This window comes from Streptomyces kunmingensis (genome assembly GCF_039533535.1).
Lineage (GTDB): Bacteria > Actinomycetota > Actinomycetes > Streptomycetales > Streptomycetaceae > Streptomyces > Streptomyces kunmingensis.
The window spans coordinates 339,723-359,516 of record NZ_BAAATS010000005.1 but is presented as its reverse complement, the minus strand read 5'-3'; the positions used below and the strand labels follow the sequence as shown (position 1 = coordinate 359,516).

Genomic DNA, 19,794 nt, shown 5'->3' with positions numbered 1-19,794 from the left:
GTGCCTGACGTGAGGATCCCCGCCCCGGCCGTCCGCGCCGAACCGCAGCGGTACGTGCTACCGGCCGGCACCGAACTGTGGCGCGTCCACGCGGCGCACCGCCCGGCCACCGAGTTCAAGGGCGTACCCGCCGACCTGCACTGGGGCGGCGGACGCTTCTGCCACATCCGCGACGGTCTGAGCCCCGACAGGCTGCCGTTCCTCTACGCCGGGCTGACTCCGCTGACGGCGGTCTGCGAAACGCTCGCCCGTGACCTGCGGCCCCGCCCGGACGGCCGGCGGCGCATCACACAGCCCCGGGTGCGGGGCCGGGTGCTGTCCAAGGTGGTCACCGCCGTCGACCTGCCCCTGGTCGACCTGACGGACAACGCCGGTCTGGCCGCGGTCCACCAGGACATCTGGCTCGTCCAGGCGGCGTCCCCCGACTACCCCCGAACCCGCCGCTGGGGCTCCTGGATCCTGGACCAGGCCTCCTGGGCCGAAGGCCTGCGCTGGCCCTCACGCCAGGACTCGGGACTGCTCTCCGGCGAGGCCCTCGCCCTGTACGAACGCCGGCAGGGCCGCCCCCTCCTCAAGCCGTCCACCGACCCCGCGGTAGCGCTCGATTCCCCGGCAGGCCGCGACTACCTGAACGAACTCCTCAAACCCCTACGCATCCGGGTCGAGGCCCCACGCAAACGTTCCCGGGTCGGGGCGGAAAGCGCCTGAGACGCCTGCACGCCAGAGGCTTTCGCCCCTCACCGCGAGATTGACTGGTCTGGACCTTGACAGGTCCAGACCATTTCGCTTGAGTCTGTCCCGGTCCCACTCAACACCCCCGAAGGAGTGGTCTCGTGTCCAGACAACGGTTCATCGCCCTGCTCGCCGCGCTCGCGATGGCGGTAGGGCTCGCCGTCCTCGTCCCGCTGGCCTCCACCGCCTCCGCCGCCACCTGCGCCACCGCCTGGAACTCGTCCTCCGTCTACACCGGCTCCATGACCGCGTCGTACAACGGCCACAACTGGCAGGCCAAGTGGTGGACCCAGGGGGAGACCCCGGGCACCGTCGACGTGTGGGCCGACCAGGGCACGTGTAGCGGCGGCTCGAACGGTGGCAGCGGCGACAGCTGCAACTACCCGGCGTGGGCCGCGGGTCGCAACTACGTGACCGGCGACATCGTCAAGTACACGGACGGCAAGTACTACGTCGCCGAGCACGACAACCCCGGCTACGACCCGGTGATCAGCACCTGGTACTGGGAGCCCTACACCTGCGGCGGCGGTACCAATCCGCCGAACAACGGGTCCTTCGTCGTGAGCGAGGCGCAGTTCAACCGGATGTTCCCGGGCCGGAACTCGTTCTACACCTACAGCGGCCTGACCACGGCGCTCAGCGCCTACCCCGGCTTCGCCAAGACCGGCAGCGACACGGTGAAGAAGCAGGAGGCCGCGGCCTTCCTCGCCAACGTCGGCCACGAGACCGGCGGTCTCGTCCACATCGTCGAACAGAACACCGCCAACTACCCGCACTACTGCGACGCGAGCAAGTCCTACGGCTGCCCGGCGGGCCAGGCCGCCTACTACGGTCGCGGCCCCATCCAGCTGAGCTGGAACTACAACTACAAGGCCGCGGGCGACGCCCTCGGCATCAACCTGCTGAACAACCCGAACCTCGTCCAGACCGACTCGGCGATCGCCTGGAAGACCGGCCTCTGGTACTGGAACACCCAGACGGGCCCCGGCACCATGACCCCGCACAACGCCATGGTCAACGGCTCCGGATTCGGTGAGACCATCCGCAGCATCAACGGCAGCATCGAATGCAACGGCGGCAACCCCGGCCAGGTGCAGAGCCGGATCAACTCCTACCAGAACTTCGCCGCGATCCTCGGCGTCCCGACGGGCGGCAATCTGAGCTGCTGACCGCGCTCACGATGTGCCCCGCCTGTCATGGGCGGGGCACATCAGCGCGGTGTGGAAAGCCCTGGAAGAAGCCGGCCCGGACCGGCCGCCCCTCCGTCCGAGCGGGTACCAGCCGGCGGCCGACGTACTCACGGCTTGTGCGCGAACACCCACCGGTTGCCCGCCAGGGCGTCGTTCTCCTCGGGCAGGGGGCCGCGTCCGTGCCGGTGGGTGAACTCGAAGGGCGTATGCACAGAAGCGGACCAGCCCTTGCTCGTCAGAGCACCCGCGGAGTCGGGTCTCGGTTCCTTCGCGAACAGGTCGAGCAGGTCGATGCCGATCTGCCGGGTCGTCGAGGTGTAGAGCGGGCTGTCGCGATAGGTCATCAGATCCGGTTCGAGTTTGACCTCATATGCCAGAGCGCTGCCGCGCGTGCTGAGCCGGTCCACCGCGGCGATGAGGGACGCCTCGGCGTCGGCGGGGAGGTAGAACAGCAGTCCTTCGGCCAGCCAGACGCTCGGCGCGGATCTGTCGAAGCCGGAGTCGGCGAGTGCCGCCACCCAGTCGGCGCGTAGGTCGACCGGGACCGGTGCGCGCGCCGCCTTCGCGGTGGCCGACATCCCGTCGAGCACCTTGTGCTTGAACGCCAGGACCTCCGTCCTGTCGATCTCGAAGACGATGCTGCGAGAGGGCCAGTCGAGCCGGAAGGCGCGCGTGTCCAGTCCCGCGCCGAGCAGGACGATCTGGCGGATGCCTGCCGTGTGCACCGACTGGAGGAGGAAGTCGTCGAGGACTCTCGTTCGCAGGCCGAAGTAGCGCGCGAAACGCCCCCACAGCGGGTTCGCGTCCCCGTCCGGCACCTGCTGCAAGCGGGTCGGCCACCCGGCGGACGCCGGGGCGGCGAGCACGAAGTGTTCCGCGAAGACATCCCGGGCGAGGGCGTCGGGGCGGTGGGTCTCGATGGCCCGTGCGGCGGCGACCAGGAGCGCGGTCGTCCCCACCCCTTCTTCGACGCCGGTGTCGTGATGCGCGGTTGCGGCCATATGTCCTCCGTTGACGGATGCTGCGTTCATCGGCTCCGCTCCGGCGGGACCACGACCGGTTTGACGACGCGGCCCGCTTCGCAGTCGCGTTCGGCTTCGTTGATGTCGGCGAGGGGATACGTACGTATCAGCTCGTGGAACGGGAACCGGCCTGCCTGCCACATGGTGATCAGCCGGGGAATCAGCAGGCCCGGCACTGCGTCCCCTTCGCAGATGTGGGAGATTCTTCTGCCGCGGTCCAGTGCCCCTGGCTCGATCGGCAAGGCGGTGCGCAGCCGCGCCACCAGGCCGAGGTGGCCGGTCGGGCGCAGGGACCGGAGCGCGTCGTTGATCAGCGCGGGGGCGGCCGTGGTGTCCAGTGCGAAGTGCGCGCCGCCGTCGGTCAGTTGTCGGATGCGGGTGGACAGATCGGATGTCGCGGCGGGCAGGGGTATGGCTCCATAGCGTTCTGCGAGGACGAGCCGGTCGGGGTACTGGTCGACGGCCACGGTCAGCGCGCCCGAGGCGGTGGCGGCCATGACCGCCGCCAAGCCCACCGCTCCCGCCCCGAAGACGGCCACGGTCTCGCCGGGCCCGGCGCCGAAGGAGTTGAGGACCGCTCCGGCACCGGTGAGGAATCCGCAGCCGAGGGGGCCGAGCAGTTCGACGGGCAGGGCGGGGTCGACCCGTACGGCGTTGCGTGCCGGGACCACCGCGTACTCGGCGAACGACGACTGGCCGAACCAGCGTGGGGCCAGCGCTTTGCCTGCCGCATCGGTGAACCTGGCGGCGTTCTCCTTGCGCCCTCCGAACAGGTTGAGCGCGGCGAAGGAGTCACAGTAGGCGGGGGCGGCGTTCAGACAGCTGCGGCAGTGGCCGCAGGAGTCGAAGCTCAGCACGACATGGTCACCGTTGTTGAGGCCGGTGTGCGGCCCGCCCGTCTCCGCCACGATCCCGGCACCCTCGTGACCGAGGACCGCCGGCAGCGGTGAGCGGCCTGCCGAGCCACGGACCGCGAGATCGGTACGGCACATTCCGCAGCCTGCGATCCGCACCAGGATCTCGTCATGGGCCGGTCCCGTGTGCAGCAGCACCTTCTCGACGGCGAACCGGCCTTCGGGGGAGCGCAGTACCGCCGCGTCGAACGTCATCGGCATGTCGGCGGTCAGCCCGCGGCGATGGTGGCGGCCGCGTGCTCCCGAGCATGCCGGTCCATCTCCGCGCGGAAGGCGGCGATCAACTGCGGTTCGATCCGGCCGGCGTTGCGGTCGCCGCCCTCGCAGACCGCCCCGCGCACGCCCACGATGTCCGTGCCGATACGGGTCAGCGCACCGAGGTCGCCCACTTTCACGCTGCCCGCGAGGGCGGCGAGAAGCCCGGCCTCGTGGGCCCGTCGCACGAACTCCGCGCAGACCTCCGGCGGCACGTGGTCGAAGAGACGCGTCCCGTCCTTGATCGCGGTGTCGAGCATGGCCGCGTCGGAGCCCGAACGCAGGGCGATGTCGGGCAGAGAGAGCGGGTTGACGCAGCCGATCCGGTGGGCGTCGGCATAGCCCGATGCGACGACAAAGGCGTCCGGTCTGTACTCCTTCACCGCCCGCACGACACCTCGCATGACCTCGACGGCCTGCTCCGGCGTCGTGCATCCGTAGAGCCCGACCTTGATGTAGGTGGCTCCGGAGACGGCCGCGCCGAGTGCCGCCTGGGCCACCGTGCCCGGCTTGTACGGCACGTCTCCCACGGTGGCGGACACGGGCTTGACGGCGGGGACCGCGTCACGGATCGCCTTGATGACCCACGGGAAGTTCGCGCCCAGCGAGCCCTCTTCGGGCCTCTTCACATCCACGATGTCGAGATGCTCCGCCGCCTTCGCACACTCGACGGCTTCCTCGACGCTGTCCGGAGAGATCAGAAGTAACAACGTGTGCTCCTTTCCGCACAACACCACGTGGCCCGGCAAGCGGGCAGGGGTGTGCGAAAGCGCTGACGCCTCTTGCGGTCCGTTCATCATCAGCGGCCACCCGCGACCACCGGTAGGGCGCGCGAAAAGCGAGGGAGGTGTTACCCGCGGGGCGAGTGAGCCGTGCGCGCCGGTTCAACCGGCTGTCCATCCCTTTCATGCCGGCGCGGCGCCATCTTCACTCTTTCCGTTGAGCAGCCGGTCTTCCCGGGACGCCGACGCCGCAGGTCCGCATAGTTGCTGTTCGGTCAGTACACAGGCCGTCTCCCGGCCTTCAGAGAGGTAGACACACATGCGCACCGAAGCAGTCACACGTGTGAAACTGGTCTTCACCCTGTTCGACGCCGACGGCAACGGGGTCCTGGAAGCCGACGACTTCACGCTCATGAGCGACCGGGTCGCCGCGGCGGTGCCCGACGCCGATGAGGCGCGCACCCAAGCCATGCGCGCCGGTTTCCGGCGCTACTGGGAGACGCTCGCCCGTGAACTCGACGCCGATCGCGACGGCCGGATCACGTACGAGGAGTTCCAGGCCTGCGTCCTGTCGCCGGAACGCTTCAGCGGGGCCGTCGACGCGTTCGCGGCCGGCTTCGCACGCTTCGGTGACGTGGACGGCAGCGGCACCGTCGCCCGCCCCGTCTTCATCGGCATGATGAGAGGCGTCGGCTTCGAACTGCCCAACATCGAGGCCTTGTTCAACGCATTCGGGCCCGATGCCGCCGACCGGATCCGGGTGGACGTCTGGGAGGCCGAGATCAAGAACTACTACGCACCTGACAAGGGAGGCGTCCCGGCGGACCTGCTGGCGGCCGTCCCGTCAGCCTGATGCGCCCCGGCCGGGTCCCGCTCGTAGGCCCGGGGGCGAAATGCTGCAAGTGGTCATCACCGCCACGTGGGGGCCCGTGCGGCGGGGGTCCTGAGCAGAAGGGACCAGTGACGACACGCGTCACGGTGGGGGTGCGGAGGTGAGGCGCGGGACGGCGTCGCGCAGGGTGCCGGTGGCGGGGTGCCGAGGGTGGTGGAGCAAGTCGGTGAGGTCACCTTCCTCGACCACCCGGCCGTGGTGGAGGACGAGCACGCGCGGGCAGTGCTGCTCCACCACCGCGAGGTCGTGGGAGATCAGCAGGCAGGAGAGTTGGTGTTCGGTGCGGAGCCGGCGGAGCAGGTCGAGGATGCGGGCCTGGACGGTGGTGTCCAGCGCGCTGGTCGGCTCGTCCAGGATCAGGAAGCGTGGCCGCACGGCCAGCGCGCGGGCGATGGCCGCACGCTGGCGCTGGCCGCCGGAGAGCTGGTGCGGGAAGCGGGCGGCGAGTTCGGCGGTCAGGCCCACATCGGCGAGCAGTTCGGTGACGCGGTCCGGCTCGGTGCCGCGGGGCACCATCCGGTGCGCCCGGAGCACTTCGCCGATCGCCCTGCCCACCCGCATCCGTGGATCGAGTGCACCCTCGGTGTCCTGGACGACGATCTGAACGGCACGGCGATACGCGCGCGGCCACCGCATCCCGCTGAGGTCGACGCCGCGGAAACGCACCGTGCCGCTCGTCGGCGCCACCAGGCCCAGCAGGCACCGGGCCACCGTCGTCTTGCCCGAACCGCTCTCGCCGATCAGGCCCAGGCCGAACGGACCCTCGGGCAATGTCAGGCTCACCCGGTCCACCACGACCGTGCTCCCGTACACGACGGTCAACTCGCGCGCCTCAAGCACCATCGGCGGCCTCCTCGTCATCTCGTCCGTTTTTTCCGTCGTCACACCCGTCGTCACACCCGTCGTCACACCCGTCGTCACACCCGTCACACCCGTCGTCGCATCCGCTGTCGGCTCCCTCGCGGTCCTCGCCGTCGTGTCCTTCGCCGTGTCCGTCCCGCGCCCCGGACACCGGCAGCCCGCCCAGCCGTGGTGCCGCCGCAAGCAACTGCCTGGTGCGCTCGGCGCGAGGCGCGGTGACCAGGTCGGCGGCGGGCCGGTCCTCGATCACCCGCCCCCGATGCAGCACGGCGATCCGGTCGCACAGCTTGGCCAGCAGCGCGAGGTCGTGGCTGATGAACAGCACGGCTGTGCCGTGTTCCGCGCGCAGCTCCGTCAACAGGGTGCAGATCTGCGCCTGGGTCCTCACATCAAGGGAGCTGGTCGGTTCGTCCGCGATGAGCAGTCGTGTCCCGAGGGCCGACGCCAGGGCGATCGCGACGCGTTGGAGTTGTCCGCCGGAGAGCTGGTGCGGGTGGCGGGCGAGGTGTGCGGCGGGCAGCCCCACGCGCTCCAGTCCGGCCTCCGCGCGACGCCGGGCCTCGGCCCGGGTGCATCCGTGCAGGCGCAGCGCCCGACGCACTGTCACGCCCACCGGCAGGACCGGGTTGAAGGCGGCGGCCGGGTTCTGCGGGACGAGTGTCATCGTGGAGCCGCGCAGCTGCCGCAACCGTCGTTTTGGCATCGACAGCAACTCCTCCCCGGCCAGACGGATACTGCCGGACACCTGGGCGCCCGCGTATCGGGTCAGCCCCAGTATCGTCAGGCCGATCGTGGTCTTCCCCGCGCCGCTCTCCCCGGCCAGCCCCAGGAACTCGCCCTTCTCCAGGCGCAGTTCATCGATGCTGACCACGGGTTCGACGTCGGCGGTGCCGAATCGGACGCGTACGTCGCGCAGTTGCAGCCATGCGGTGTCACGAGCGGTGGTCACTGTCAGGCCCGTTGGGTGGGTCGCGCGATGTGGCGGGGGTCGAGACGGTCACGCAGTACGTCGCCGAGGAGGAAGCACAGGCCCGCGACCAGCATGATGGCGAGGCCGGGAAAGGTGCCGATCCACCAATGGGTGGTGAAGTAGTTCTGCGACTGCTCCACCATCAGGCCCCAGTCGGGGGTCGGCGGTTGGGGGCCCAGACCGAGGAAGGACAGTCCGGAGGCGACGAGCAGCACCCCGCCGACGTCGGTCGAGGCCTGGACCAGGAGCGGGGTCGAGGCGTTGGGCAGGACGTGCCGCATCAGGGTGCGGCGGTGGCCGAGGCCGAGGGCCCGGCACGCCTCGATGTACGGGCGGCCGACGACCGACGCGGTCTCGCCGCGCACCAGGCGGGCGTACCACGGCCACCACGTCACGGTCAGCGCGACGGTCAGTCCCACCGGACCGGGTGCCAGCACCGTGGCCAGGGCCAGTGCAAGGAGCAGGGCGGGCACGGCCAGGAAGACATCGGTGAGGCGCATGAGGAGTTCGTCGAACCAGCCGCCGAAGTAGCCGGCCACCACGCCGATCGCGGTGCCCGCGAGCAGTGAGGCCGTCACCACCGCAACGGCGACGAGCGGGCCGATGCGCGCGCCGTACAGCACGCGGGAGAAGACGTCTCGCCCCAGTTCGTCGGTGCCGAACCAGTGTGCGGCGGAGGGCGGGCGCAGGATCTGGGCGGTCTCGGCGGCACCGGTCGCGTCTGCCGGGTACGGGGCCAGGACCGGTGCGAACAGGGCCACGAACACGATGAGCGCCACTCCTCCGAGGGCGACGACCAGTGCCGTGCGGCCGCCTTCGGTGCCGCGCGCCATCCCCGTCACCTCACCTCGCCCCCTCGCTTCACCGCAGTGCGACGCGCGGGTCGAGGGCGGCCTGTGCCAGGTCGACGGCCAGGTTCGCGGCGAGGTAGAGCAAGGCGACCAGGAGGGTGACCCCGACGACGGCCGGTACGTCGAGGGACTGGACCGCGTCGGCCGCGTACCGGCCGAGCCCCGGGTAGTCGAACACCGCCTCCACGAGGAAGGTGTTGACCAGCGAGTACCCGAAGATGAGCGCGAGGGTCTGCAGCACCGGGTTCCATGCGAGCCGCAGGGCGAAGCGGCCGAGGACCGTACGCTCGGGGAAGCCGAGGGCGCGCACCATCTGGATGTGCGGCTCACCCACCGCGTCCAGGACGCTCGCGCGCACCATGCGGGCGAGGACGGCGGCAGGGTAGGAGGCCACCACGAGGGCCGGGAGCAGCAGGTGGTCGAAGAGATCGACCGCCGCCGCGCCGTTCCCGGTGAGTACGGCGTCGAGCAGGGGCAGGCCGGTGACGGTGGTCACGGGATGCGCGGCGCGCACCGCGCGGTCGTAACTGCCCGCGATCGGCAGCAGGGAGAGCCGGCTCGCGAAGAACATCTGCAGGAGCAGCGCCAGCCAGAACGTCGGTATCGAGGCGCTCAGCAGCGCGCCGGACCGCACCAGCCGGTCAGGGGCCCTTCCGTGCCACCGGACTGCGGCCAGTCCCGCGGGGATGCCCACCGCGACCCCGATGAGCAGCCCGGCGAGCACCAGTTGCAGGGTGTTGGGCAGTCGCGCGAGCAGGTCGGTGAGGACGGGACGGTGGGTGAGCACCGAGAGGCCCCAGTCGCCGCGCAGCACCCCGGCCACGTACGAGACGATCTGCTGGGCGACCGGACGGTCCAGGCCCAGTTCGGCGCGGATCCTGGCTCGTTCCGCGGCCGAGGCCCGCGGTCCCGCCCAGACTCCGGCCGGGTCACTGGGCACCACCCGCGCGATCAGGTACGTCATCACCACCACGCCGACGGCGACCACGACCGCGAGCACCGAACGGCGGGCCGCGTAGCGGATCGCAGGCAGACCGCGGCCGTCGTTCATGGCACGCTCCATGTCCACCTCCGGGGTTCGGCATCCGAGGTTCGGTATCCGGAGTTCGACCTCCTGTGTTCGGTCTCAGGGCTTCACTTGTGGGTGAGGTCGTGGACGAACACGACGTTCGCGTACGCCGGGTTGTCGACGAAGCCCTTGACGTCGCTGCTCAGCACCCGCTGATAGGTGTTGGTGCCGAGGAAGAGCTGCGGCGCGTCCCTGATGATGATCTCTTGCATCGTCCGGTAGGTCCGGACTGCTTCGTCCGGGTTCGTCGCCGTGAGCGCCCCGACCTGATCGATGAGCCGGTCGAGTCCGGGGTCGGAGTAGTAGGCGAGGTTGTAGGAGATCTCCTTCTCGGTGCGGAACACGTTGCGGAAGTACGACAGCGGTTCGGGGTCGTCCGGCCACCACCACATGACGAAGATGTCCTGGCGCTCGTTCACGTTCTTCTTCTTGGCGCGCGGCCACTGCGCCGACGCCCAGGCCAGGCCTGCGACCTGCAAGTCGATGCCGAACGGGCGCAGTTGTGCCTTCATCAGGTCACCGAGGGTGCGGACGGTGTCGTCGCCCGCGGGATAGGTCATCTCCAGTTTGACGGTCCGGCCGCTGCCCGGGCCGTACCCGGCCTCCTTCAGCAGTTTCCGGGCGCGGTCCTGGTCACCCGGCATGTCGAGTGTGGTGGTGTGTCCGAGCATGCCCTCGGGGATGACTCCGTCGGAGGCGACGAGGGCTCCCCTGCTCGCTTTGACGAGTTCCCGATAGTCGAGCGCGTCCGCGACCGCCCGGCGTACCCGGATGTCGTCCAGTGGCTTCTTCTCGGTGTTCATCAGGCCGATCAGGGTCTGCCAGGAGGGCCGTTCATACACGGTGACGTTCGGTCGGCCGCGCAGCGTGTCCACGAGCTGCGGGGGCAGCCCACCGGCGTAGGTTGCGTCGCCCGAGTCCATGAGCTGCGCCGCCGTGGACGACTGGGGTGCCGCCTGGAAGACCACTTTCTTGTAGCGGTTGCCGCGCCACCCGCCCCAGTAGTCCTCGAAGGCCGTCAGCTCCACCTCGTTCTCGCCGGCCGGGTTCCACGAGGCGATCGTGTACGGTCCGGTGCCGCGCGCGGTGGCCCGGTAGTCCTCGGCGTCGTCCGAAACCTCGTAGATCCAGGCCGCGTAGGTGGCGGAGGCGATGAGGTCCACCGGTGCCGGGCGGGACAGCTCGAAGCGGACCTGCCGCTTCCCGATCGCGGTGATCCTCTCCACGGGGTCCCACACGTACGAGGCACTGGCCTTCAGCCTCATGGTGCGCTCGATGGACGACTTCACCGCCTCGGCGGTGAGCGGGTGCCCGGAGTGGAACCGTACGTTGTCCCGCAGGGTGAACGTCCAGGTCCTGCGGTCCTTGGACGCGGTCCACCGGGTGGCGAGCACCCCCTGGGTCCTACCGGTCACGTAGTTGTACCGGGTGAGGGTCTCGTACACGTTCGACAGGACCACCACTTCGTCCGAGTAGGAGCGCGCCGGGTCCCACTCCGTCACCAGCCCTCTGCTGGACAGGTACACGAAGGTGTCGTTGGCGCTGTGTTCCTTGTCGCCCCCACCGGAACAGCCGGCCGCCGGAAGCGACAGCGCCAGCGCGGCGACCACTGCGACGACGCAGGACCGCCACCCGCGGTGCGCGGGTCGAGACCCCAGGAGGAGATGCATCGACATGGGCGTAACCCCGAAACATCCTGACATCCTGGAACGGCAACCGTGCCGTCCACCGCGCGTGTGCCGCGCGATGGTTGCCAGCATGGCACTCGGCCGTTCGGAGGGGCAGGGGCGATTGCGCCGTCAGGCCCCGCCCCGACCGCAAGGCCAGGTCGGCAGGGGTAGTCGAGTTTCGGGTGCCCGCACGCTCAGAGGTGGTCGTCCAGGAACTTCCGTGCCTCGGCGATGGTCATGGGCCCTGTGCCGTGCGCCACCGGCTCTCCCTCCTTCAACAGGACGTAGGACGGGGCTCCGGTGATCCCGTATCGCTCGGTCGCGGCCGGACAACGCGTGATGTCCGCGCGGACGGCCGTCAGGCGGCCTGTGTAGTCGTCGGCGATGCCACCCACGACGAGGTCCATCACCCGGCAGGGCTCGATCGCCTTGGGCCATGTCCCAGTGAAGTACGCGAGGACCGGAACTCCGCTCATACCGAGGATGAAACTGAACTCCGCGTCCTCACGGGGCCGGTGAACCCGCTGCGTCATGGAAGCTCCTGACCTCACGTTCCGTCATTCCTCTCTATCATCCCTCGCGCGGTGTGCCAGGTCGGCCCGGGTCGCACGAGCCGGCTGACGGCACCGAGAAGGAGGCACGATTCCCGGAGCGTTCGTGGAGGGGCGGAGTACGCGTCAGCCGACCCGAGGACCGACCGCCAGCGTCAGTTCAAGGACCCGGTGCGGCGATGCGAGATCCGGGAACAGCTCCCGCAGCTGCGACATCCGGTACCGGACCGTCTGGGGATGGACGAACAACGCCGCCGCCACCTCGTCCCGCCTGCCCTGGTGCAGCAGCCACGCCCGCAACGTCTCCTCAAGGCGTCGCGCGGTCGCGGGAGGCAAGGTCCGCAACGGGGCGAGGGCTCGGGCACGCAGGTCTGCGAACGCGTCCGCGTCGGCGCTCAGCACCAGCTCGGGTAGGTGGTCCTCGGTGTCGTGAATATCAGAGGAGAGGGAGCGCGCGCGGACGGCTCGGGCGTACGAGGCGGAAGCACGAGTCCATGGCCGGGCCGGGCCGACCACGGCGGTGCGGTCGCTGAGCTGCCGCAGAAGACGTGATCGGTCGGCATCGGGGACGAGCAGCACACCGGTGGCGTCCGGCAGATCGTCGAGGACGAGGGTGCTCGGGTCGAGCGTGCGGTAGGCGGGCCGGGCCTGGGCGGCGGGGAGCACGACCGCGGTCAGCGAATCCGGGGGCTGCCACCCGGCCCGTTGAACAGAGGCCAGCAGCATGTCCGGGCTCGCGCCGGCGAGGAGGTCGCGGGCCAGGTGTTCCAGGTGACGCTCGTGGGCCCTGCCCCGGGCGGCCAGTTCGTCGGCGTGGCCCGCGGCGCTCGCGGCGGAGAGCTCGTCAATGTAGGCGAAGGTCAACTCGGCGAACTTGGCGACCTCGGCGGCGGGCAGACCTGCGGGTACGGCACCCGCTGCCAGGCATCGCCAGGCCACACGGGCGCCGACGCGGTAGGCGCCGAGCAGGGCGTCCATCGAACGGCCGTCGCGCACCTCGCCGCGGCCCAGCTCGTAGGCCGCGTCACCGGCGTCACCGCCCGTGGCGTTCCCGCTCGCGAGGTCCAGGTAGTGCCCCAGGGCGGTGCGGACGGCCCGGCGGATGGTGCCGCCCATGCGGCCCGTAAGGGCGTTGGCGTAGGGAGGGACCTCGTCGATGATCGCCTGGACGACCTCGTCGGCGGTGGTCTTCACTGCGGCCCGAAGCGCGGTGACCGTCGTCTCGTCAAGGGCCAGTTCGCTGGCCCTTGAGATTGCATGGTTCACGTTTTTGTTCCCTGCGAACAATTCAATCGACCAGATTTACGTCTTGCGGTCAGGACTTTACCCCTTGAGGCGCAGCAAGCTGGAGCCATGACGAGTACAGCCCTCCGCAGCAGGGCGTGGAAACTGCTGGAGATGGTCACGACGCCGCTGTTGCCGTCGGACTACCTCGACCTGGTCAGCCCGCTGCGTGCGGGCGCTGACCTGCGGGGGCGGATCGAGGCCGTACACCCCGAGACGAATGACGCCGCGACCATCGTGATCAGACCGGGACGGGGCTGGCGCGGCCACACGGCCGGTCAGTACGTGCGGATCGGGATCGACATCGACGGGGTGCGCCTGTGGCGTGCCTACTCCCTCACCTCGCCGACGCATCGCCAGGACGGCCGCGTCACGATCACCGTGAAGGCGATCCCGGACGGCAAGGTCAGCAACCACCTGGTCCGCAGGGCGAAACCGGGCACGCTGATCCAGCTCGACCAGCCGACCGGTGACTTCGTGCTGCCGCAGGCCAAGCCCGCCAAGGTGCTCTACCTGACGGCCGGCAGCGGCATCACACCCGTGATGGGCATGCTGCGCGACACCGAGTTCGACGACGCCGTCATGATCCACTGCGCGCCACGGGCGCAAGACGTGATCTTCCGCAACGAACTGCACGACCTGGTCGCGGACAAGAAGCTGCGGCTCACCGAGGTGCACACCGACACGGACGGCATGCTCGACATCGCCCGTCTCGACGAACTCGTGCCCGACTGGGCCGAGCGCGAGACCTGGGCCTGCGGGCCCGCCGGCCTGCTCGACGCAGCCGAAGATCACTGGAGCGAGCACGGCGTACAAGAGCGCCTGCACACCGAACGCTTCCGCCCCGGCATCGTCGTGGCCGGCGACGGCGGCGAGGTCACGTTCAGCGTCACCGGCAAGACCGTCGACGCGGACGGCGCCACACCGTTGCTGGACATCGGCGAGGAGGCCGGTGTGCTCATGCCCTCCGGGTGCCGCATGGGCATCTGCTTCGGCTGCGTCACGCCGCTCAAGGCGGGCGCCGTCCGTGACCTGCGCACCGGCGAGATCACCGAGGCCGAGCCGGGCGTCCTCATCCAGACCTGCGTGTCCGCCGCGGCGGGCCCGTGCGACATCGAACGGTAGGAGCACCTTGACCGCCATCGACCCCACCGCCCACCTGACCGCGGAACAGATCGAGGAGCTCGGCCGCGAGCTGGACGCGATCCGCGACGAGGTGATCGCCGGCCGCGGCGAGAAGGACGCCGCCTACATCCGTAAGGTCATCTCGGCGCAGCGCAAGCTCGAGCTGGTCAGCCGGGGCGTGCTGCTGTTCTCGATCTTCCCGCCCGCCTGGCTGCTCGGCACCGCCGGCCTGTCCGTGGCGAAGATCATGGACAACATGGAGATCGGCCACAACATCCTGCACGGCCAGTGGGACTGGATGCGGGACCCGAAGATCCACTCCACCACCTGGGAGTGGGATCACGTTTCGCCGGCCGATCAGTGGAAGCACTCGCACAACGAGCTGCACCACACGTACACCAACGTGATCGGCAAGGACAACGACCTCGGCTACGGCATCATGCGCGTCGACGAGGACCAGAAGTGGTACCCGTTCCACCTCGGCCAGCCCCTGTGGAACTTCATCAACGCCTGCTTCTTCGAGTACGGCATCGCGGCGTACGACCTGGAGCTCGGCAAGAACCTGCACAAGAGCCGCCGCAAGAGCCCGGAGTTCCGCGCGCGGGCCAAGGCCGTGGGCCGCAAGATCCGCAAGCAGGTGCTCAAGGACTACGTGATCCACCCGCTCCTGTCGGGCCCGTCGTTCCTCCCCACGCTCGGCGCCACGTTCACCGCGAACCTGGTCCGCAACATCTGGTCCCACTCGGTGATCATGTGCGGGCACTTCCCGGAGGGCGTACAGGTCTTCGAGCGCCGGTCGATCAAGGGCGAGACGCGGGGCCAGTGGTACCTGCGCCAGATGATGGGCTCGGCGAACATCAGCGGCAGCAAGGCCATGCACTTCATGACCGGCAACCTGTCGCACCAGATTGAGCACCACCTGTTCCCGGACCTGCCGAGCAACCGGTATGCCGAGGTCGCGGTGAAGGTGCGCGCGCTGTTCGAGAAGTACGAGCTGGAGTACGTCACCGGGCCGCTGCCCAAGCAGGTGTTCTCCGCGTGGCACAAGGTCTTCCGGCTCTCGCTGCCGAACAAGAAGCCCAAGGCCGAGGTCGAGGTCAAGACGCCGGATCGCGAGCAGGAGCTCGTCGCGGTCTGATTCCCGGTATTGGTTCGGGTCTCTCGGCCGTAGCGGCACCGCCGGACTGATCGAGCGGACAATGCGGCGGGCGCCCGCCTCGAATGCGAGTACTCGTTGAACGCCCCGGAGCGGCTGCGGCAGGATCAAGGCCAGCCGATCTTCTGGGGGCGACGTGGCATGGACTGAGCGCGTGGTGGTGCGAGACGGCGTCCGACTTGTCTGCCGCGACCGGGGCGGGCCGGGCACCCCATCTGGCCCGGTAGTCGCCGGGAGGCCACGCGGCCATGCTCACCGCCGCCGCGCACCCCGGGCTTGTCCGCGCGCTGGTGCTCGTCGAGGCCGGCTTCGGCGGTCGCTCGGCGGGCAGGTGGTCGCGTGCGACACCCAGCATCAGGGCCGTCGGTCTCAGCCCGGTGCCCTGGGCCACCCGTCCGGCCAGCAGCCAGGTGAACGACGACGGCACCACTGTGAGCAGGCTGCCGACCACGGCAAGGGCCACAACGATCCGTCGCCGGTGTGGGCCGGCGCCCAGTCGGCCGAGCACCGGCGCTGTGGGGCTCCGAACAGATCAATGAGTACCTGTGCTGAGGGACGATGCACCCTCCGAAACACCAACGGGCCCTGGAGCGTCGGTTGCCTGTAGTCCACCGAAGCCTCCAGGCAACCGACTTGAGGCTCTAGAAGAACCCAAGTTTCTTGGGGCTGTATGAAACCAAAAGGTTCTTCGTCTGCTGGTAGTGCTCCAGCATCATCTTGTGGTTCTCCCGGCCGATTCCCGACTGCTTGTAGCCGCCGAACGCCGCGTGTGCCGGGTACGCGTGGTAGCAGTTCGTCCAGACGCGGCCCGCCTGGATCGCGCGGCCCGCGCGGTAGGCCGTGTTCATGTCGCGGGTCCATACGCCGGCGCCGAGGCCGTACAGGGTGTCGTTGGCGATCTTGATGGCGTCGTCGAAGTCGGTGAACGAGGCGACCGAGACGACCGGGCCGAAGATCTCCTCCTGGAAGATCCGCATGCGATTGGAGCCCTCGAAGATGGTGGGCTGGACGTAGTAGCCGCCCGCCAACTCACCGTCGTACTCAATGCGTTGGCCGCCCGCGAGGACCTTCGCGCCCTCCTGCTGGCCGATGTCGAGGTAGGAGAGGATCTTCTGGAGCTGGTCGTTGGAGGCCTGGGCGCCGATCATCGTGTCGGTGTCGAGCGGGTGGCCCGGCGTGATGGCCTCGGTGCGCGCGACCGCCGCTTCGAGGAACTCGCTGTAGTGGCCCTGCTGGATGAGCGCCCGGGACGGGCAGGTGCAGACCTCGCCCTGGTTGAGGGCGAACATCGTGAATCCCTCGAGGGCCTTGTCGCGGAAGTCGTCGTCCTTGGCCCAGACGTCGTCGAAGAAGAGGTTCGGGGACTTGCCGCCGAGTTCGAGGGTGACCGGCTTGATGTTCTCGGAGGCGTACTGCATGATCAGCCGCCCGGTGGTCGTCTCGCCGGTGAAGGCGACCTTTGCGACGCGCGCGCTGGAGGCCAGCGGCTTGCCCGCCTCTACGCCGAAGCCGTTGACGATGTTGAGGACGCCCGGCGGAATCAGGTCCGCGACGAGGCTCAGCCAGAAGTGGATCGAGGCCGGTGTCTGCTCGGCCGGTTTGAGGACGACCGCGTTGCCCGCGGCGAGCGCCGGGGCCAGCTTCCACGTGGCCATCAGGATCGGGAAGTTCCACGGAATGATCTGCGCGACGACGCCGAGCGGCTCGTGGAAGTGGTACGCGACCGTGTCGTCGTCGAGTTCGGAGAGGCTGCCCTCCTGGGCACGCAGGGCGCCCGCGAAGTAGCGGAAGTGGTCGATGGCGAGCGGGATGTCGGCGGCGAGGGTCTCGCGGACCGGCTTGCCGTTCTCCCAGCTCTCGGCGACGGCGAGCTGTTCGAGATTCTGCTCCATCCGCTCGGCGATCTTCAGCAGGACATCGGCGCGGGCGCCGGCGGAGGTGCGGCCCCAGGCGGGCGCGGCGCCGTGCGCGGCGTCGAGGGCGCGCTCGACGTCCTCGGCGGTGCCGCGCGCGATCTCGGTGAACGGCTGTCCGTTGACCGGGCTCGGGTTCTCGAAGTACTGGCCGCGGGCGGGCGGCACGTACTCGCCGCCGATGAAGTGGTCGTAGCGGGCCTGGTAGGAGACGACGGAGCCCTGGGTGCCGGGCGCGGTGTAACGGGTCATCGTGGCTGGCCTCCTGTGCGGGCCGCCCGCCGTTGGGCAGCCGTCGCACCGGAGGCTAGGGAGGAGGACGTTGCAGCTACGTTGCGTACGGGTCGGCCGGGGCGCGCTGCTCGAAGTCGAGCGCGGCGAGCCGGGCCAGGACCGGCGGGGTCGGCCGCACCGCCGCCAGCGCCCGCCACACGTCGAGGTCGTCCTCGCCCCAAGGGGAGTGCGCCCAGTCCGCGAGCAGGTCCGGATCTCCGCCCGCGATGAGCGCGGCGCGCAGCCCGTCGGCGAGTCTGCGACGGACCCGGGCCACCGCCGGGGCCTGGGAGGAGGGCAGCAGCGGACCCGTGTACGCGGACGCCGCCGCCGTCACCGCGCCCGAGGCCAGGCGCCGCTCGACCGTCGTCAGGTCCGAGTCGACCGGGACCGCGAGGCGATAGGGGCGCGAGGTCAGGACGTCAGGGCCCAGTACGCGGCGCAGGCGCGCCAGTTCGGCCCGCAACGTCACCGGCGTGACCGACTCGTCCTCGTACAGGCAGCACAGCAGCTCGTCGCCGGTCAGGCCCTCGGGGTGGCGGGAGAGGAGGACGAGCAGTTCGCTGTGGCGGCGGCTGAGACGGATCTTGCGGCCGGCGCCGGTGAGCAGCAGCGCCTCGTCGCGGCCGAGCGCGCACAGCCGCAGGCCGGGCCCGGTCGCGGGGTGGGGCGTGAGCAGCGCGAGCTGGGACTCGGCGGCGCGCGCCACCGCCTGTACGAACGCGAGGCTGTGCGGATGCGCGAGCCCGTCGCCGCCGGTGATGTCGACCGCGCCGAGCAGCTGACCCGAGCGCGGGTCGTGCACCGGGGCCGCCGCGCACGTCCACGGCTGCACCTGACGGATGAAGTGCTCGGCGGCGAAGACCTGCACCGCCCGGTCGACGGCGACCGCCGTGCCCGGCGCGTTCGTGCCCATCGCCGACTCCGACCAGCGGGCGCCCGGCACGAAGTTCATGCCGACCGCCCGCTTACGGGTGGCCGGATGTCCTTCGACCCACAGCAGTCTGCCCTGCGCGTCGCACACCGCGAGGAGATGCTCCCCGTCCGTCGCGAACGTGCCCATCAGCTCGCGGAACAGCGGCATCACCCGGGCGAGGGGATGCTCCGCGCGGTACGCCCCGAGGTCGCCGTCGGTCAGCTCCACCGCCGCCGATGCCTCCGGACTGACGTGCGCGCCCGCCGATCTGCGCCAGGAGTCGGCGACGACCGGGCGCACCGGAAGGGCGACGGTGCCCGCCGCGGTGAACCGGTCATGGGCGCGGCGCAGCACCCGGACGCGCTCGGTGGGATCGGCACCCGGCTCCAGGGCGACCCAGGGATCGGTCAACTCGGCCTCCAAGGCGGCGATGCGGTGGGAACATCGTCACCCCGCGGGGGCGGGTCGACAAGGAGCCGGGCACGGATCACCCGAGGTGGCACATGCCGTTCGGGTGAGGTGGTGCGGTCGGGGCTTCGCCGGCAGCGGGCCGAGGTCAGGCGAAGTTGACCATCCTGATGTAGCGCGACCAGTCCCAGTACGGGCCCGGATCGCTGTGGTCGGTCCCCGGTACCTCGACGTGGCCGAGAATGTGCGCGCGGTCCATCGGGATGCCGTACCGCGCGCAGACCGAGGCGGTCAGGGCGGCCGACTTCTCGTACATCGCGTCGGTGAAGTACTCGGGCTCGTCGACCCAGCCCTCGTGCTCGATGCCGATGCTGCGCGTGTTGTAGTCCCAGTTGCCCGCGTGCCAGGCGACGTTCTTCTCGCGCACGCACTGCGCGATGTGCCCGTCGGACGAGCGCACGAGGTAGTGGGTGGAGACCTTCTTGGCCGGGTTCTGGAAGATCTTGACGGCGTCCGCGTACGTCTCCTGCGTGACGTGGATGATCACGTAGTCGACGGCATACGACGAAGGGCGGCCGGACGCCGTGTAGTTGGAGCTGCTCGCGGGGACGGACTCGGCCGGGGGATAGTCGACGGCCTGTGCCTGGGCGCCCGCCCGGCCTGCGGGCAGCAGTGCGCCGGGCACCGCCGCCATGGCCCCCGCCTGGAGGAGACGGCGGCGGCTCGGCCGGCCGGGAAGGTGTCCTGCTCGGTCCATACGATCCTGCCTCTCGAACGTACGCCATGACCCATGACATGACGCGTGGCATCGGACGGTGGGGGGAACCGGAGAGCGCCGACGGAGGCTCGGCGCTCGGGGTGCGGCCGTCCGGCGGCTCGCCCGAATTACGGTACGGGCCCCGCGGGTTGAGGCGGAAGAGGGCGCAACGCGGCTGTGGATAACCCGACGACTGTGAACAACCGCACGTCAGAGGTCCGAACCAGTGATGGACGGATCCGAGCCCGAGTCGGTGGGATCCG

At 69.9% G+C, this 19,794-nt stretch carries 18 protein-coding genes; 5 read left to right on the top strand and 13 right to left on the bottom strand.

The annotated features are described in order from the left end of the window. Positions 1-708, top strand: coding sequence for an RES family NAD+ phosphorylase (locus ABD366_RS06915; protein ID WP_324772281.1), 708 nt, complete (start codon positions 1-3; stop codon positions 706-708). Between the two features lie 167 nt (positions 709-875). Next, positions 876-1,901 carry a glycoside hydrolase family 19 protein gene (locus tag ABD366_RS06910; protein WP_324772328.1) on the top strand — a complete coding sequence of 342 codons (1,026 nt, stop codon included), beginning with the start codon at positions 876-878 and terminating at the stop codon, positions 1,899-1,901. A 128-nt stretch (positions 1,902-2,029) separates the two neighbouring features. On the opposite strand, the gene ABD366_RS06905 is transcribed toward ABD366_RS06910, so the two are convergent. Genes ABD366_RS06905 through ABD366_RS06895 form a run of 3 tightly spaced genes read right to left on the bottom strand, consistent with a single transcriptional unit; the run spans position 2,030 to position 4,823 of the window. After that, the gene (locus ABD366_RS06905; protein ID WP_324772282.1) at positions 2,030-2,923 is read right to left on the bottom strand and encodes a class I SAM-dependent methyltransferase; all 894 of its coding nucleotides are present in this window, start codon (positions 2,921-2,923) and stop codon (positions 2,030-2,032) included. A 26-nt stretch (positions 2,924-2,949) separates the two neighbouring features. Further along, the gene (locus ABD366_RS06900; protein ID WP_324772283.1) at positions 2,950-4,053 is read right to left on the bottom strand and encodes an NAD(P)-dependent alcohol dehydrogenase; all 1,104 of its coding nucleotides are present in this window, start codon (positions 4,051-4,053) and stop codon (positions 2,950-2,952) included. Positions 4,054-4,067: 14 nt separating this feature from the next. Further along, positions 4,068-4,823, bottom strand: coding sequence for a (5-formylfuran-3-yl)methyl phosphate synthase (locus ABD366_RS06895; protein WP_324772284.1), 756 nt, complete (start codon positions 4,821-4,823; stop codon positions 4,068-4,070). Positions 4,824-5,154: 331 nt separating this feature from the next. On the opposite strand from ABD366_RS06895, the gene ABD366_RS06890 reads away from it, so the two are divergent. After that, a complete protein-coding gene (locus ABD366_RS06890) occupies positions 5,155-5,688 on the top strand; it encodes an EF-hand domain-containing protein (RefSeq protein WP_324772285.1) in 534 nt (177 codons plus the stop codon). A gap of 120 nt (positions 5,689-5,808) precedes the next feature. Here the strand turns inward: ABD366_RS06890 and ABD366_RS06885 are convergent, their stop codons facing one another. The 7 genes from ABD366_RS06885 to ABD366_RS06855 all read right to left on the bottom strand — a co-directional run bounded on the left by ABD366_RS06885 (position 5,809) and on the right by ABD366_RS06855 (position 12,965). Then, positions 5,809-6,570, bottom strand: a complete 762-nt coding sequence (locus tag ABD366_RS06885) for an ABC transporter ATP-binding protein (protein ID WP_324772286.1) — start codon at positions 6,568-6,570, stop codon at positions 5,809-5,811. Then, entirely contained in the window at positions 6,560-7,537 is a 978-nt protein-coding gene (locus ABD366_RS06880; RefSeq protein ID WP_324772287.1) for an ABC transporter ATP-binding protein, read from the bottom strand. Before ABD366_RS06880 ends, ABD366_RS06885 begins: the two co-directional genes overlap by 11 nt. Positions 7,538-7,539: 2 nt before the next feature. Next, positions 7,540-8,391: an ABC transporter permease gene (locus tag ABD366_RS06875; protein ID WP_324772288.1), complete on the bottom strand. Its 852-nt coding sequence runs from the start codon at positions 8,389-8,391 to the stop codon at positions 7,540-7,542. Between the two features lie 28 nt (positions 8,392-8,419). After that, positions 8,420-9,460 (bottom strand): ABC transporter permease, encoded by a 1,041-nt coding sequence (locus ABD366_RS06870; RefSeq protein WP_324772289.1) that lies wholly within the window; start codon positions 9,458-9,460, stop codon positions 8,420-8,422. Positions 9,461-9,543: 83 nt separating this feature from the next. Next, the gene (locus ABD366_RS06865) at positions 9,544-11,154 is read right to left on the bottom strand and encodes an ABC transporter substrate-binding protein (protein ID WP_324772290.1); all 1,611 of its coding nucleotides are present in this window, start codon (positions 11,152-11,154) and stop codon (positions 9,544-9,546) included. A gap of 188 nt (positions 11,155-11,342) precedes the next feature. Beyond that, positions 11,343-11,681, bottom strand: a complete 339-nt coding sequence (locus ABD366_RS06860) for a thioredoxin family protein (protein WP_324772291.1) — start codon at positions 11,679-11,681, stop codon at positions 11,343-11,345. Between the two features lie 144 nt (positions 11,682-11,825). Continuing rightward, on the bottom strand, positions 11,826-12,965 hold the full coding sequence (locus ABD366_RS06855) for a PucR family transcriptional regulator (protein WP_324772292.1): 1,140 nt from the start codon (positions 12,963-12,965) through the stop codon (positions 11,826-11,828). 132 nt (positions 12,966-13,097) lie between these two features. Between ABD366_RS06855 and ABD366_RS06850 the strand changes: the two genes are divergently transcribed. Together ABD366_RS06850 and ABD366_RS06845 are read left to right on the top strand one after the other, a co-directional pair. Next, positions 13,098-14,108 (top strand): ferredoxin reductase, encoded by a 1,011-nt coding sequence (locus tag ABD366_RS06850; protein ID WP_324772329.1) that lies wholly within the window; start codon positions 13,098-13,100, stop codon positions 14,106-14,108. Positions 14,109-14,115: 7 nt separating this feature from the next. Beyond that, positions 14,116-15,246 carry a fatty acid desaturase family protein gene (locus ABD366_RS06845; RefSeq protein WP_324772293.1) on the top strand — a complete coding sequence of 377 codons (1,131 nt, stop codon included), beginning with the start codon at positions 14,116-14,118 and terminating at the stop codon, positions 15,244-15,246. A 659-nt stretch (positions 15,247-15,905) separates the two neighbouring features. Here the strand turns inward: ABD366_RS06845 and exaC are convergent. The 3 genes from exaC to ABD366_RS06830 form a co-directional block, all read right to left on the bottom strand. Next, positions 15,906-17,429 carry an acetaldehyde dehydrogenase ExaC gene (gene exaC / locus ABD366_RS06840; protein WP_324772294.1) on the bottom strand — a complete coding sequence of 508 codons (1,524 nt, stop codon included), beginning with the start codon at positions 17,427-17,429 and terminating at the stop codon, positions 15,906-15,908. A 76-nt stretch (positions 17,430-17,505) separates the two neighbouring features. Next, positions 17,506-18,777 carry a GAF domain-containing protein gene (locus ABD366_RS06835; protein ID WP_324772295.1) on the bottom strand — a complete coding sequence of 424 codons (1,272 nt, stop codon included), beginning with the start codon at positions 18,775-18,777 and terminating at the stop codon, positions 17,506-17,508. Positions 18,778-18,922: 145 nt separating this feature from the next. Then, on the bottom strand, positions 18,923-19,531 hold the full coding sequence (locus ABD366_RS06830) for an N-acetylmuramoyl-L-alanine amidase (protein WP_324772296.1): 609 nt from the start codon (positions 19,529-19,531) through the stop codon (positions 18,923-18,925). Positions 19,532-19,794 lie beyond the last annotated feature (263 nt).

Bases quoted from the DNA above. Each gene is read 5' to 3' on its own strand.
- ABD366_RS06910 (WP_324772328.1), top strand. From the start codon at position 876: ATGGCGGTAGGGCTCGCCGTCCTCGTCCCGCTGGCCTCCACCGCCTCC.
- ABD366_RS06905 (WP_324772282.1), bottom strand. From the start codon at position 2,923: ATGGCCGCAACCGCGCATCACGACACCGGCGTCGAAGAAGGGGTGGGG.
- ABD366_RS06900 (WP_324772283.1), bottom strand. From the start codon at position 4,053: ATGACGTTCGACGCGGCGGTACTGCGCTCCCCCGAAGGCCGGTTCGCC.
- ABD366_RS06890 (WP_324772285.1), top strand. From the start codon at position 5,155: ATGCGCACCGAAGCAGTCACACGTGTGAAACTGGTCTTCACCCTGTTC.
- ABD366_RS06885 (WP_324772286.1), bottom strand. From the start codon at position 6,570: ATGGTGCTTGAGGCGCGCGAGTTGACCGTCGTGTACGGGAGCACGGTC.
- ABD366_RS06875 (WP_324772288.1), bottom strand. From the start codon at position 8,391: ATGGCGCGCGGCACCGAAGGCGGCCGCACGGCACTGGTCGTCGCCCTC.
- ABD366_RS06870 (WP_324772289.1), bottom strand. From the start codon at position 9,460: ATGAACGACGGCCGCGGTCTGCCTGCGATCCGCTACGCGGCCCGCCGT.
- ABD366_RS06865 (WP_324772290.1), bottom strand. From the start codon at position 11,154: ATGTCGATGCATCTCCTCCTGGGGTCTCGACCCGCGCACCGCGGGTGG.
- ABD366_RS06860 (WP_324772291.1), bottom strand. From the start codon at position 11,681: ATGACGCAGCGGGTTCACCGGCCCCGTGAGGACGCGGAGTTCAGTTTC.
- ABD366_RS06850 (WP_324772329.1), top strand. From the start codon at position 13,098: ATGGTCACGACGCCGCTGTTGCCGTCGGACTACCTCGACCTGGTCAGC.
- exaC (WP_324772294.1), bottom strand. From the start codon at position 17,429: ATGACCCGTTACACCGCGCCCGGCACCCAGGGCTCCGTCGTCTCCTAC.
- ABD366_RS06830 (WP_324772296.1), bottom strand. From the start codon at position 19,531: ATGGACCGAGCAGGACACCTTCCCGGCCGGCCGAGCCGCCGCCGTCTC.